Source organism: Cellulosimicrobium protaetiae, assembly GCF_009708005.2.
Taxonomy (GTDB): domain Bacteria; phylum Actinomycetota; class Actinomycetes; order Actinomycetales; family Cellulomonadaceae; genus Cellulosimicrobium; species Cellulosimicrobium protaetiae.
The window spans coordinates 2,035,501-2,050,589 of the sequence record NZ_CP052757.1; the positions used below are offsets into that span (position 1 = coordinate 2,035,501).

Consider the following 15,089-nt stretch of genomic DNA (forward strand, 5'->3'; position numbering starts at 1 on the left):
GCACCACCCCACCCCGCCAGTTCCCCTGAGGTTCCACCCGCAGGACAGCATCGAAGGAGATCCCATGTCCGCACGTACCACCCTCCGCCGCCGCATCACGCTCGCGACGGTCTCGGCCGCCTCGATCGCCCTGATCGCGACGGCGTGCACCTCCAACACGCCGCAGGACGAGGGCACGGCCGAGGGCGACGGCGGGGGCAGCGCCAACCAGGCCGTCTCCGACAACGACGCCCCCGGCGACCCGATCGTCATCGGCTTCTCGGCCCCCGCGGCCGACCACGGCTGGATGGGCGCCATCACGAGCGCCGCCGAGGCCGAGGCCGCGGAGTACGAGGACGTCGAGCTGCGCGTCGCCGACGGCACGAACGACGTCAACGTCCAGATCAGCCAGATCGAGGGCTTCATCAACGACGGCGTCGACGCGATCGTGCTGCTGCCGTTCGACGGTGCCGCGCTCACCGAGGTCGCGACCAAGGCGATGGAGGCCGGCATCCCGGTCATCAACGTCGACCGCGAGTTCTCCAGCCCGTTCGCGGCACGCTCGACGGTGCTCGGCGACAACTACGGCATGGGCGTGAGCGCCGGCCAGTACATCTGCGAGCAGCTCGGGGACAACCCCGACGCCGTCGTCGCCGAGATCGCGGGCATCGACTCGCTGCCCCTCACGCAGGACCGCAGCCAGGGCTTCGAGGACGCGCTGTCCGACTGCGGCCTCGACGTCGACAACCGCGTCGCGGCCGACTTCACCGTCCAGGGCGGCGAGGCCGCGACGGCCAACCTGCTCCAGGCCGCGCCGCAGATCGACGCCATCTGGAACCACGACGACGACCAGGGCGTCGGCGTCCTCTCCGCGATCGAGAACGCGGGCCGCGACGAGTTCTTCATGGTCGGCGGCGCCGGCTCGCAGCAGGTCATGGAGCACATCCAGGCCGGCGACTCGGTCCTCCAGGCCACGGTCGTCTACCCCTCGACGCAGGCCGCGGACGGCATCAAGCTCGCCCGCCTCGTCGCCCACGAGAAGAACATGAGCGACCTCGCGTCGTCCGGCGTGCCGCGCACCGTCCAGCTCTTCGCTCCGGTCGTGACGGAGGAGAACGTCGAGCAGTACCTGCCGACGGCGTTCCAGTCCTGACGGACCGGTCCCGCAGGTAGCACAGGCACGCGGACCACGCCCACGGTCCGCCCGGGCTCACCCCGGCCGGACCGTGGGCGTGCTTCGTGAGGAGCACGGAAGGAACGTCATGGCAGGAAACGACGGCGCGCAGCTCGGCGTCGGCATGGTCGGGTACTCGTTCATGGGGGCAGCGCACTCGCAGGCATGGCGGACCGCCCCCCGGTTCTTCGACCTCCCTCTCGACCCGCGCATGCGGGTCCTCGGCGGCCGCAACCCGGAGGCGCTCGCCGCCGCCGCCCAGCGGCTCGGCTGGGAGTCCACCGAGACGAGCTGGCAGGCGCTCGTCGCGCGCGACGACGTCGACCTCGTCGACGTGTGCACGCCCGGCGACACGCACGCCGAGATCGCGATCGCGGCGCTCGAGGCGGGCAAGCACGTGCTGTGCGAGAAGCCGCTCGCGAACACGGTCGCCGAGGCCGAGAAGATGGTCGCGGTGGCCGAGGCCGCGGCCGCCCGCGGGCAGGTCGCGATGGTGGGCTTCACCTACCGCCGCGTGCCGGCCATCCAGCTCGCGCGCCAGCTCGTCGACGACGGACGCATCGGGACCGTGCGCCACGTCCGCGCGCAGTACCTCCAGGACTGGATCGCGGACGAGAACGCGCCGCTGTCGTGGCGGCTCGACAAGTCGAAGGCCGGCAGCGGGGCCCTCGGCGACATCGGCGCCCACGTCATCGACCTCGCGCAGTTCATCACGGGCGAGCGCATCACGGACGTCTCGGGACTCCTCGAGACCTTCGTGAAGGAGCGCCCGGTCGCGACGGAGTTCGCCGGGTTGTCCGGCCAGGGCGGCACCGAGCGCGGCCCCGTCACGGTGGACGACGCGGCGGTCTTCCTCGCGCGGCTCTCCGGCGGGGGCATCGGGACGTTCGAGGCGACGCGCTTCGCCTACGGCCGCAAGAACGCGATCCGCCTCGAGATCAACGGCTCCAAGGGCTCGGTCGCGTTCGACTTCGAGGACATGAACGTCCTGCACTTCTTCGACGCCGCGGACGACGCGGCCGTCGCCGGCTTCCGCCGCATCGTCGTGACGGAGCCGGAGCACGCGTACGTCGCGCACTGGTGGCCCGCGGGCCACGGGCTCGGGTACGAGCACGCGTTCACGCACCAGGCGGTCGACCTCGTCGAGGGGATCGCCGCGGGCACGCACCCGGCGCCGACCTTCGCGGACGGCCTGGTGGTGCAGCGCGTGCTCGACGCGGTCGAGCGGAGCGCGGCGTCGGGCGGCTGGGTCGCGCCCTAGGCGAAGACCGGCCCTCCGGACAGCAGTGTCCGGTCGTCGGTCGCGCGCAGACGCGCGGCCGACGACCGGGACCACGAGAGGAGGTAGGACCGCCGCACGCGCGGCAGGTGCCCGGCGGAGCACCGACGAACTTCCGCCGACGAGCCCGGGACGGACGGCAGGCCGATGGCGCCGACCCGGCGGAGCGCAGCACAGTTCCCCATCTCGACGAGGAGACCTTGTGAGAAACGTGCTAGGAGGATCGCTCGCCGTCAGGCGCACGGTCGCGGCAGCCGCCGCGGCAGCGGTCGCTCTCCCCCTGACCATCGCGACGGCGGTGGCGGCCACGGCCGCACCGGCCCCCGCGAGCGTCCAGGCGGGCCAGGCCACGGCCCCGCTCGCGGCCGCCGCGGACACCGTCCCGTTCGACGTGCTCGTCTTCAGCAAGACCGGTGGCTTCCGCCACGGGTCGATCCCCGCGGGCATCGCGGCGATCCAGCAGCTCGGTACCGAGAACGACTTCGAGGTCACCGCGACCGAGGACGCGGGAGCGTTCACGGACGAGAACCTCGCGCAGTACGACGCCGTCGTGTGGCTGTCCACGACCGGTGACGTCCTCAACGACGACCAGCAGGCCGCGTTCGAGCGCTACATCCAGAACGGGGGCGGGTACGCGGGCATCCACGCGGCGTCCGACACCGAGTACGACTGGCCCTGGTACGGCGGGCTGGTCGGCGCGTACTTCAGCGCCCACCCCCAGAACCAGGACGCGACCATCAAGGTCGAGGACCACGCGCACGAGTCGACGGCGCACCTGCCCTCGCGCTGGGAGCGCTACGACGAGTGGTACAACTTCCGCACCAACCCGCGTGACACCGTGCACGTGCTCGCGAGCCTCGACGAGACGTCGTACTCGGCCGGCTCGGGCGCGATGGGCGCCGACCACCCGACGGCCTGGTGCCAGGTCTACGACGGCGGGCGGTCCTGGTACACGGGTGGCGGCCACACCGACGAGTCCTTCCAGGAGCCGGAGTTCCTCCAGCACCTGCTCGGCGGCATCCAGACCGCCGCGGGCGTCGTGCCGTCCGACTGCAACGCGACGCAGTCCGACAGCTACGAGATGGTGCCGCTCGACGAGAACACCGCGAACCCGATGATGCTCGACGTCGCCCCGGACGGGACGGTCTTCTACGTCGAGCGCGACGGGCGCGTGCGCGTCATCGACCCGGCGACGAACCAGACCACCACCGCGGCGACGCTCTCGGTCACGCAGGCCAACGAGGACGGCCTCACGGGCATCGTGCTCGACCCGGACTTCGCCACCAACAGCTGGGTGTACCTCTTCTGGTCGCCGCAGGACGTCGGGACGGACGGCCCGCACAACCGGGTCTCGCGGTTCGACTACGACGCGACGACGAAGACCGTCTCGCTCGCCTCGGAGAAGGCGGTCCTCAAGATCCCGACGCAGCGCGAGACGTGCTGCCACGCGGGTGGCGACATGGTCTTCGACGCGGACGGCAACCTCTTCGTCGTGACGGGTGACAACACCAACCCGTTCGAGTCGGGCGGCTTCACGCCGATCGACGAGCGCGCGGGCCGCCAGAACTTCGACGCCCAGGGCACGTCGGCGAACTCGAACGACCTGCGCGGCAAGGTCCTGCGGATCCACCCGGAGGACGACGGCACGTACACGATCCCCGAGGGGAACCTGTTCGCGCCGGGCACCGCGCAGACGAAGCCCGAGGTCTACGCGATGGGCTTCCGCAACCCGTTCCGCATCGGGGTCGACCCGACGACCGGCAACGCGCTCGTCGCCGACTACGGTCCCGACTCGGGTGCGGCCGACCCGGCCCGCGGCCCGCGCGGCGCCGTGGAGTGGAACGTCGTGAGCGACCCGGGCTTCTACGGCTGGCCGTACTGCACGGGGTCGAACAACGCCTACGTCGACTACAACTTCGCGACCGGCCAGTCCGGTGCGGCGTTCGACTGCGCCGCGGGCGTCGTCAACAGCTCGCCGAACAACACGGGCGTGCAGCAGCTGCCCCCGGCGATCGAGGCCGAGGTCTGGTACACGGGTGGCGGCAACCCCGACTTCCCGGAGATCGGTGGCGGTGGCGCTCCCATGGGCGGCCCGGTCTACCAGTACGACCCGGAGCTCGACTCGGACGTCAAGTGGCCCGAGTACTGGGACGGCAAGGCCCTGTTCGGTGAGTGGAACCAGGGCCGGATGTACTCGTTCCAGCTCGACGGCGAGAAGCGTGACGACCTCGTCGACATCAACCGTGTCCTGCCGAAGATCTTCGACCCGTCGGCCGGTTTCGACCGTCCGATGGACTTCGACTTCGGTCCGGACGGCTCGCTGTACGTCGTCGACTGGGGCGCCGGCTTCGGCGGCAACAACGACTCGAGCGGCATCTACAAGGTCAACTACGTCCAGGGCGACCCCGCCCCGATCGCCCGCGCGAGCGCGGACGTGACGAGCGGTGCCGCACCGCTGACGGTGCAGTTCTCCTCCGAGGGCACGCGCCACCCGGCGGGCGACCCGATCACGCTGCAGTGGACCTTCGGCGACGGCTCTGCGCCGTCGACCGAGGCCAACCCGGTGCACACGTACACCGAGAACGGCAGCTACACCGCCCAGCTCGTCGCGACCGACGAGAGCGGCGCCGTGGGCGTGGCGAACGTGTCGGTCGTCGTGGGCAACCAGGCCCCGACGGTCTCGATCACGTTCCCCGAGAACGGCGGCTTCTTCGAGTGGGGCGACCAGGTGAAGTACGAGATCGCCGTGGACGACCCCGACGGGGAGGTCACGTGCGAGAACGTCACGCTCTTCACGTCGCTCGGCCACGACTCGCACGCCCACCCCATGGAGGAGCTCACGGGCTGCGAGGGCACGCTCCAGACGGCGCGCGACGAGGGTCACGGCATCGAGTCGAACATCTTCTGGGTGGTCGAGGCGATGTACACCGACGACGGCGGTGAGGTGGGCGTGCCGCTCACGGCGAACGACCTGCAGATCCTGCAGCCGAAGCTGCTCCAGTCGGAGTTCTTCACCTCGACGGGGCGCCTCGCCGGCTCCACGAGCGCAGGCGACCCGGGCGTCCAGACCGAGACGACCGGCGACTCCGCCGGCGGCGGCCTGAACATCGGCTACATCGAGCCGGACGACTGGTGGGCGCACGAGCCGGTCTCGCTGGCCAACGTCGACTCCATCACGCTGCGTGCGGCGTCGCCGAGCGGCGGCGGTCCGATCTCGCTGCGGTGGGACGACCCCGAGGGTCCGGAGATCGGGAGCGTCACCGTCCCGGCGACGGGCGACTGGCAGGTCTACACCGACGTCACGGCCGAGCTGCACGACGTCCCGTCGGGCAGCGGCACGCTGTACTTCGTCCAGACCGCCGGCCAGTCGAACGTCAACTGGATGGTCGTCAACGGGCGCGGCGTGACGGACAACGTCCGGCCGACGATCGACACGTTCGACGTCACCCCGACGACGGGCACCGCCCCGCTGACGGTGACGGCGACGGCGACGGCCTCCGACCCCGAGGACGACGCGATCACGTTCGCGTGGGACGCGGGGCTCGGTGACGGGTTCGTCGACGGGACCGACTCGTTCGAGGTCACGTACGACCAGCCGGGCACGTACCGGCTGCAGGTGCGGGCCACGGACGCGCGCGGGGCGTACTCGGTGGAGTACACGACCGTGACGGTGAAGGAGACGCAGACGGGACCGGGGATGTGCTTCTCGGGCCGCTCGGACGACTTCCTCGGCACGGACCTCGACGAGGACCGCTGGACGGTGACGAACCGCGACCAGAACCTCGCCGTGCGCGACGGCCACCTCGTCATCCCGACGACGGCGACCGACTTCTACGGCACGGACAACACCACGGTGCCGAACCTGGTGCTCCAGGACCTGCCGGACGGGCCGTTCACGGCCACGGCCAAGCTCACGCTGCCGGCTCGCCAGCAGTACCAGCAGGCGGGCCTGCTCATCTGGGAGGACCAGGACAACTACGCGAAGATGGTGCTGCAGGGACGCTCCAACCCCGCAGACCCGGCGACGCGGATCTTCCAGTTCATCCGTGAGGAGAACGCCCAGCCCAACGAGGTCGGTGCCTCCAACACGGCGGCCCTCGGCGCTGCCTACCCGGACACGGTCTACGTCCGGTTCGTCAGCAACGGCGAGAACCTCCAGGCGGCGTACTCGGCCGACGGCGTCGACTTCACGACGATGTCGGAGACCAAGTCGATCGCGGACCTGGAGAACGCGAAGATCGGCCTCGTGTCGCTCAAGGGGAACAACACCGCCGCGCCGGTGATCGACGCGGAGTTCGACTGGTTCTCCATCACGCCCGACGACACGGCGTCCGCCCCCGGGCCGGACGACGAGTTCGACGGCACCGCCCTCGACGCGTGCCGCTGGTCGATCGTCCGCGAGGACCCGACCGGCTACCGCGTGGCGGACGGCTCCCTGCAGATCGACACGACGCCGACTGACATCTACGGGACGGACAACCGCCCCGTGCCGAACATCGTGCTGCAGGACCAGCCGGGCGACGAGTGGACCGTCGAGACCGTCGTGGACGGGTCGGCGTTCGACCGTCAGTACCAGCAGGGCGGTCTGATCGTGTACGGCGACGACGACAACTACGTCAAGCTCGACTATGTGGTCGACAACCAGGCGGGCCAGGCCAAGAACGCCCGGATTGAGCTGCGCAGCGAGGTCGGCGGGGTCGTGCAGAACCCGCAGCCCCAGTCGTCGAGCCTCACGGGCGACGTGTGGCACCTGCGTCTGACCCGCTCCGGTGACACGTTCACCGGCGCGTACAGCGCCGACGGCGAGACCTGGACCACGTTCGACCAGAGCGTGACGAACGCTCCCGCGTCGGGCGCCCAGGTCGGGCTCTTCGCCCTCGGGGCTTCGGCCGACACCGGTGCGCCGGCGTCGTTCGGCCACTTCCGGGTGGTCGGCGACGAGGTCGAGCCGATCGCGGTGACCATCACCGCGGAGACGCGCTGCATGGCCGGCAAGGTGTTCGTCGCGGTCCGCGCGGCGAACGACGACGCGGTCCCGCTCGCGATCACTCTCGAGACCCCGTACGGGTCGAAGGAGTTCGCGGACGTGGCGCCGGGTGCGAACGCCTACCAGTCGTTCGCCTCGCGCGCCGCGGGGATCGACGCCGGCACCGTGACGGTGACCGCGACCGACGCCGAGGGGAGGACGTTCTCCGGGACGGCGGACTACGCCGCCCGGGCCTGCTCCTGACAGGTTCCGGCGGGCCGGTGCCCTGAGCACCGGCCCGCCGGGCACCGCGCTCGGCGTGCGGGCGTCCGGCGGACGGGCGGCCCATCGGCCGGGCCGACCGTACGCTGCCCGCACGACGAGCACGACGGGGACCTCCGGGTCTCCGGCCCCGGCGCCCGGGAACGGGCGCTCCGGCCCGGCGCCGGGGCACCCCGGGGACCGACGACGACCGTCGGCCCCGGTGCCACCCACGGACCACGACGAGGTGATGACCCGATGTCCCGTACGTCCCTGCTGCACCGGAGCCCCCGTGCCCCGGGCGCGGCCCAGCCCCGCCCGCGCACCAGGTCGACGGACGGCGGCCGGCTCGGCCCGCGCGCCCTGCTCACCGCGGTGCTCGGGATGCTGCTCGGCGCCGTCGTGGCGCTGGTGGGTGTCGCGGCCCCCGCGGCCGCGCACGGCGGCGACGTCGTCATCTCCCTCGGCACCGACGGGGAGGGCGGCGTCTCCGCCAACCTGACCTGGAAGATCGACGGCCACCCGGTCGAGGAGGCCGCCGACGTCTCCGTGACCGCACAGTCCGCCGACGGCGAGACCGTCGGTCCGCTCACCCTCTCCTCGGCGTCGGAGGGCGTCGGCTGGTACACGTCCGAGCCGGGCGTCCTCGCCGAGGGCAACTGGACGATCACCGCCACGATCACGGAGCCGTCCGAGGCGACCGCGACCGCGCAGGTCGACGTGGTGCCCCTGCCGGAGCCCGCCCCCCGGGCGGACGACGAAGCCGGTGCCGAGGACGGGTCGGACGGCGCGGCGGACGCGACCGCCGAGGACGAGACCGCCGCGGCGGACGGGTCCGGCACCGCGGACGAGCAGTCGACAGGGGGTGGCGCGGGCGTCTGGGTCGCGATCGCCGTCGTCGCCGCGCTCCTGCTCGCGGCGGGCTACGTCGTCCTCCGCCGCCGCTCGCGCGCTGCCGCCGCCGACGAGTCGTCGGACGGCAAGCCCCGCTCCCTGACCAGCACCTCCGCCCGGTGACCCCGGGCGCGATACCGAGAACGACCGAAGGAGACACGACCATGGCACGACCGATCACCCTCTTCACCGGGCAGTGGGCCGACCTGCCGTTCGAGGAGGTGGCGCGGCTCGCGTCCGGCTGGGGCTACGACGGCCTGGAGATCGCCTGCTGGGGGGACCACCTCGACCCGTGGCGCTGGGACGACGACGAGTACGTCCAGGGCAAGCTCGACCTCCTCGCCAAGTACGACCTCAAGGTCTACGCGATCTCGAACCACCTCAAGGGCCAGGCCGTCTGCGACGACCCGATCGACCAGCGTCACCGCGACATCCTGCCGGACGTCGTGTGGGGCGACGGCGACCCCGAGGGCGTGCGCCAGCGCGCCGCGGAGGAGATGAAGCACACGGCGCGCCTCGCCGCGAAGCTGGGCGTGAAGACGGTCGTGGGCTTCACGGGCTCGGCGATCTGGAAGTACGTCGCGATGTTCCCGCCGGTCTCGCAGGAGGCGATCGACGCCGGGTACCAGGACTTCGCCGACCGGTGGAACCCGATCCTCGACGTCTTCGACGAGGTCGGCGTGCGGTTCGCGCACGAGGTGCACCCGAGCGAGATCGCGTACGACTACTGGACGACGGTCCGCACGCTCGAGGCGATCGGGCACCGTGAGGCGTTCGGCCTCAACTGGGACCCGAGCCACATGGTGTGGCAGGACCTCGACCCGGTGAGCTTCCTCTGGGACTTCAAGGACCGCATCTACCACGTGGACTGCAAGGACACGAAGAAGCGGATGCACAACGGCCGCAACGGCCGCATGGGGTCGCACCTGGCGTGGGCCGACCCGCGCCGCGGCTGGGACTTCATCTCCACGGGCCACGGCGACGTGCCGTGGGAGGACGCGTTCCGCATGCTCAACACCATCGGCTACGAGGGCCCCATCTCGGTGGAGTGGGAGGACGCCGGCATGGACCGCCTGGTCGGCGCGCCGGAGGCCCTCGAGTTCGTCAAGAAGTACGCCTTCGACGCCCCGGACGCGGCGTTCGACGCCGCGTTCTCGACCAAGTAGCACGCGCAGTCTCCCCGTCGGCCGGCTCCACCGGCCGACGGGTGGGGGAGGACAGTCCGACACGCCACCGCCCCCGGCCGCTCGACGGCCGGGGGCGGTGGCGTGCCCTCTCCCGTGCGTGCCGAGCCGCAGCCCGTGCGCACAGGCACGTCCGCGCTGGCCATGGACATGTGAGCCTTCACATTTTGTTTTGCGGTTTGGGTTATATAACCGTGACGATCAATGTTCGCCTTTTGCTTGACGCTCGACAGAAGTGCCCCTACGTTGTGATCCATGCGAGCCGACGACGTCGCGCAGGACCTGCGTACCCCGGTGCTGGAGCCGGGTGTCCGCGTCCCCGGAGCGACCACCACAGGGGCCACCACCGCCCGGACGACCTTCCCCGCCAGCGCCCCCGACCAGGGCGGGCTGCCTGCCGCCGGCTACCGCGCCGGCATCCTCGGCGCCGGCTTCATGGGCGGCGTGCACGCGCGTGCCGTGCGGACCGGGGGAGGGCGCGTCGTGAGCGTCGCGGCCGCGGACCTCGAGATCGCCCGCGCGGCCGCGCCGGGTCTCGGCGCCGAGCGCGCGGTCGCCTCGGCCGAGGAGCTGCTCGCGGACCCCGAGGTCGACGTCGTGCACGTGTGCACGCCCAACCACCTACACGTCCCCCTCGCCCGGGCCGCGCTCGCGGCGGGCAAGCACGTGGTGTGCGAGAAGCCGCTCGCGACCGACGTCGAGGGCGCGGTCGAGCTCGCGCGGCTGGCCGCCGAGGCACGGGCCGCGGACGGCCGGGTCGCCGTCGTGCCGTTCACCTACCGGTTCCACGCGATGGTGCGCGAGGCGCGCGAGCGCGTGCGCCGCGGAGAGGTGGGCACCGTCTCGCTCGTGCACGGCTCGTACCTCCAGGACTGGCTCCTGCGCGACTCCGACGACAACTGGCGCGTCGACCCGGCGCTCGGCGGCGCCAGCCGCGCGTTCGGCGACATCGGCTCCCACTTCTGCGACCTGCTCGAGTTCACGACCGGCCACCGCATCGTGCGGCTCGTGGCCCAGTCGGCGACGGTCAACCCGCACCGCCGGGGCGCGGACGGCGTCGTGCACGAGGTCGCGACCGAGGACGCCGTGACGCTCCAGTACGCGACGGACGGCGGCGCGCTCGGCACGGCCGTCATCTCGCAGGTGTCGGCCGGGCGCAAGAACCGCCTGTACCTGGAGATCTCCGGCACGGAGTCGACGCTGTCGTTCGACCAGGAGCAGCCCGAGACGCTGTGGGAGGGGCGGCGCGACGCGTCGCGGCTCCTCGTGCGCGACCCGGAGGCGCTCTCCGCCGCCGCCGCGCGCTACTCGCGCCTGCCCGCCGGGCACGCGCAGGGCTACCAGGACTGCTTCGACGCGCTCGTCGCCGACACGGCCACGGCGATCCGCGGGAGCGTCCCGGACGGCCTGCCCACGTTCGAGGACGGCCTGCGCGCCGCCCGGCTCGCCGCGGCCGTCGGCGAGTCGGTGCGTTCGGGCGTCTGGGTGGAGGTGACGGCATGACGGCGACGACGACGCGCGAGCCCCGACCGCCGGCCGCGGGCGAGGGCGGCGACGAGCCGATCCTGCGCCTGCGGGGCATCGGCAAGGAGTTCTTCGGCAACTCCGTGCTGCGCGACATCGACCTCGACGTGCGCCCCGGTGAGGTGCACGCGCTCGTCGGCGAGAACGGCGCGGGCAAGTCGACGCTCATGAAGATCATCGCGGGCGTCCACCGGCCCGACGCCGGCACGCTCGAGCTCGACGGCGAGACGACGATGTTCGCGTCGCCGCTGGCCGCGCAGCACGCAGGCGTCTCGACGGTCTTCCAGGAGTTCAACCTCCTGCCCGAGCGGTCCGTCGCGGAGAACGTCTACCTCGGCCGCGAGCCGCGCCGCGCGGGTCTCGTCGACCGGCGGCGCATGCACGCGGACACGACGGCGCTCCTCGCCGACCTGGGCCTGACGGGCCTCACGTCCTGGACGCGCGTCGGCTCGCTCTCCGTGGCGCAGCAGCAGATCGTCGAGATCGTCAAGGCGGTCTCCTACGACGCGCGCATCATCTCGATGGACGAGCCGACCGCGGCGCTCGCCGACCAGGAGGTCGAGCTCCTGTACGAGCTCGTGCACCGGCTCAAGGAGCGCGGCGTCGCGATCCTGTACGTGTCGCACCGGCTCAAGGAGATCTTCGACCTCTGCGACACCATCACGGTGCTCAAGGACGGCAACCACGTCCTGACGACCCCGACCGCCGACATCGACCCCGACCGCCTCGTGCGGACGATGGTGGGTCGCGACTTCGCCGGGTACTTCCCGGACAAGGACCCGGCGATCGTCCCCGGCGAGGTGCGGCTCGCTCTCGAGGGTGCGGGCAACACGCAGGTCGACGACGTCTCCTTCGAGGTGCGCGCGGGCGAGATCGTCGCGCTCGCCGGTCTCCAGGGCTCCGGCCGCACCGAGATCGCGCACGGCATCTTCGGCATCGCGGGCTTCACGCGCGGTCGCGTCCTCGTGGGCGGCAAGGAGGCCGACGTCCGCTCGCCGCGCCAGGCCGTGCGTGCCGGGCTCGCGCTCGTGACCGAGGACCGCAAGGCCGAGGGCCTCGCGCTCGGGCAGTCGATCCTCGCGAACGCGCGGCTCGTCCTCGACGCCGTCGTGCCCGGCCAGGCGGACCGGCGCGCGAAGCGCATCCCCGGCATCCTCTCCTCGCTCGAGCTCGTCGCGAGCTCGCAGGAGGCGGAGGTCCAGTACCTGTCCGGCGGCAACCAGCAGAAGGTCGTCCTCGCGAAGTGGCTGGTCACCGACCCCCAGGTGATCGTGCTCGACGAGCCGACGCGCGGCATCGACGTGGGCGCCAAGCGCGCGGTCTACGACCTCATGCGCGAGCTCACGGCGAGCGGCGTCGCCGTCCTGTTCATCTCGTCCGAGCTGCCCGAGGTGGTCGCGATGGCCGACCGCGTGCTGGTCATGCGCGACGGGCGCCTCGCGGGCGAGCTGCCCGCCGGCAGCGACGAGGAGACCGTGATGGCGCTCGCGACCGGTGCCGGGGACGACACCTCCGGCGAGCACGTCCAGGTCGACCTCACCGCGCTCGCCGAGACCGACGACCTTCCGGGGGCCGATCCGGGCTCTGCCGGCACCCCGCACGACCACGACGGCCCGAAGGAGGACCGATGAGCACCACGGTCGCGACCGCCGCCCCCACCGCGCGGCGCGCGCCCTCGCGCCACCGGCGCCTGGGGTCGACGGAGATCGTCTACCTGGCCCTCGTCGGGATCCTCGTGATCGCCGGCGTCCTCGTCGCCGTCGGCGGCGGCAACCTGTTCAGCACCGCGAACACCGCGTACATGCTCACGCAGACGAGCCTCCTCGGCTTCGTCGCGATCGGGCAGACCTTCGCGATCCTGTGCAAGTCGCTCGACCTGTCCGTCGGCTACGTCGTCGCGCTCAGCTCGATCGTCGGCGCGACGACCATGGCGGGAGACCCGTCGCGCGTCTGGCTCGGCGTCCTCGCGGCGGTGGGCGTCGCGGCGGTCGTCGGCCTGGTGAACGGCCTCGTCATCGCGAAGCTGCGCGTCAACGCGTTCATCGCGACGCTCGGCGTCGGGCTCATCATCAAGGGCTACCTCGACACGCAGTTCAAGGGCCCGGCGGGGGAGGTGCCCGCCTCGTTCCAGATGTTCGGGTACACGCGCGTCGGCCCGGTGCCGGTCTCCACGATCGTCATGCTGCTCGTGGCCGCGGTCGGTGTCGTGCTCCTCACGCGCACCCGGCCCGGGTACCACATGTTCGCCGTCGGCGGGAACACCGACGTCGCCCGGCTCTCCGGGATCCGCACCGACCGGACGCTGATCCTCGCGCACGTGCTGTGCTCGGTCTGCGCGGGCGTGGCGGGGCTGCTCATCGCCGCGCGCTTCGGCACCGGCAACGCGCTCGTGTACTCCTACGGGCTCGACCTCGACTCGATCGCCGCCGTCGTGCTGGGCGGCACGCTCCTCATGGGCGGGCGCGGCTCGATCGTCGGGACCGTGGGCGGCGTCCTCATCCTCGCGGTGCTCGACACGGTGTTCAACGTCCTCGACGTCGACCCGTTCTTCAAGGACGTCCTGCGCGGCGTCATCATCATCGCCGCCGTCGCCCTGTACGCCCGGCGCCAGATCGACCCGGCGAGCAGCCGGGCCCGGTTCCGCCCGACCCGCACCGGAGGTGCGTCCGCATGACCACCGACACCACGCGCCGGACGATCCCGGCGCGCGCCCCGCGGGCCGGCTGGCTCGAGCGCCTCACGGCGGGCGGCAGCTGGACCGTGTTCGCCCTCCTCGTGCTCGTCTTCGCCGTCATCCTCGTGATGAACCCGTCGTTCGGCGAGCCCATGTCGCTCATGGCCTTCGTCAAGAAGGCGGCGCCGCTCGTCATCCTCGCGATCGGCCAGTACTTCGTCATCGTCTCGGGCGAGTTCGACCTCTCGGTCGGCTCCCTGGTCGGCGCCCAGGTCGTCATCGCGGCGAAGCTCATGGACGGCGAGGACTCGATGACCTGGCCCGTCATGGCGCTCATGATCCTCTTCGGCCTCGCCGTCGGTCTCGTCAACGGCCTCGTCACGACCCTGCTCAAGGTGCCGTCGTTCATCACGACGCTCGGCATGATGCTCGTGCTCTACGGTGCGATCCGGCTCTGGACCGGCGGCGCCCCGACCGGAGCGCTCACGGACGGCTTCCGCCAGTGGGGGCGCGGGGGTATCCCCGACACGCCCGGCCAGTTCCAGGTGCCGTTCGCCCTCATGATCGTGGTCGTGCTCGGCGTGCTCGCCGCGCTGCTCATGCGCCGCCCGTTCGGCCGCACCCTCGTCGCCACCGGTGACAACGACGTCGCGGCGGGCTACGCCGGCGGGTCCGTGTGGTGGGTGCGCACGCGTGCCTTCCTCCTCTCGGGCTTCATGGCGACCGTCGCCGCGATCCTCATCGGCGGGTACGCGGGCGTCACCGCCCAGGTGGGCCAGGGACTGGAGTTCATGGCGATCACCGCCGTCGTGCTCGGTGGCGTGGTGCTCGGCGGCGGCCGGGGGACCGTGATCGCCGCGATGGCCGGTGCGCTCACCCTCGAGGCGCTGTTCACGCTCTTCAACCAGCTCAGCCTCCCGTCGACCATCCGGCCGGCCGTGCAGGGTGTGATCATCATCGCGGCGGTCGCCTACGCAGCCCTGCCGCGACGGTCCCGCCGCCGCGCCGCGACCCCCGACGCCCCGCCTGCCGCGGGCCCGACCACCGCACCGAAGGAGCCCGCACCCGCCAACGCCTGAGCACCGGCGCCCCGGCGGACCTCCGCCCGCGCGACCTCGACCACGCCCGAAAGACCCCTTCCGAGCTGTACCCCC

General features: G+C 72.0%; 9 protein-coding genes. All 9 read left to right on the plus strand.

The window, feature by feature from the left end; translation table 11 throughout:
• Positions 1 to 64: 64 nt before the first annotated feature.
• On the plus strand, positions 65 to 1,132 hold the full coding sequence (locus tag FIC82_RS08565; protein ID WP_154798273.1) for a substrate-binding domain-containing protein: 1,068 nt from the start codon (positions 65 to 67) through the stop codon (positions 1,130 to 1,132).
• Positions 1,133 to 1,241: 109 nt separating this feature from the next.
• Entirely contained in the window at positions 1,242 to 2,414 is a 1,173-nt protein-coding gene (locus tag FIC82_RS08570; protein WP_154798274.1) for a Gfo/Idh/MocA family protein, read from the plus strand.
• A 220-nt stretch (positions 2,415 to 2,634) separates the two neighbouring features.
• Positions 2,635 to 7,662, plus strand: a complete 5,028-nt coding sequence (locus tag FIC82_RS08575; protein ID WP_253691637.1) for a ThuA domain-containing protein — start codon at positions 2,635 to 2,637, stop codon at positions 7,660 to 7,662.
• Positions 7,663 to 7,917: 255 nt separating this feature from the next.
• Entirely contained in the window at positions 7,918 to 8,676 is a 759-nt protein-coding gene (locus tag FIC82_RS08580; protein WP_154798275.1) for a hypothetical protein, read from the plus strand.
• A 41-nt stretch (positions 8,677 to 8,717) separates the two neighbouring features.
• Positions 8,718 to 9,719, plus strand: a complete 1,002-nt coding sequence (locus FIC82_RS08585; RefSeq protein WP_021483379.1) for a sugar phosphate isomerase/epimerase family protein — start codon at positions 8,718 to 8,720, stop codon at positions 9,717 to 9,719.
• A 273-nt stretch (positions 9,720 to 9,992) separates the two neighbouring features.
• A complete protein-coding gene (locus FIC82_RS08590) occupies positions 9,993 to 11,240 on the plus strand; it encodes a Gfo/Idh/MocA family protein (RefSeq protein WP_154798276.1) in 1,248 nt (415 codons plus the stop codon).
• On the plus strand, positions 11,237 to 12,892 hold the full coding sequence (locus FIC82_RS08595; protein WP_154798277.1) for a sugar ABC transporter ATP-binding protein: 1,656 nt from the start codon (positions 11,237 to 11,239) through the stop codon (positions 12,890 to 12,892). The genes FIC82_RS08590 and FIC82_RS08595 overlap by 4 nt, the downstream gene beginning before the upstream one ends.
• Positions 12,889 to 13,935, plus strand: coding sequence for an ABC transporter permease (locus FIC82_RS08600; RefSeq protein ID WP_171445697.1), 1,047 nt, complete (start codon positions 12,889 to 12,891; stop codon positions 13,933 to 13,935). The genes FIC82_RS08595 and FIC82_RS08600 overlap by 4 nt, the downstream gene beginning before the upstream one ends.
• Complete coding sequence (locus FIC82_RS08605; protein WP_154798278.1) at positions 13,932 to 15,014, plus strand: ABC transporter permease; 1,083 nt, start codon at positions 13,932 to 13,934, stop codon at positions 15,012 to 15,014. Before FIC82_RS08600 ends, FIC82_RS08605 begins: the two co-directional genes overlap by 4 nt.
• Positions 15,015 to 15,089: the final 75 nt, after the last annotated feature.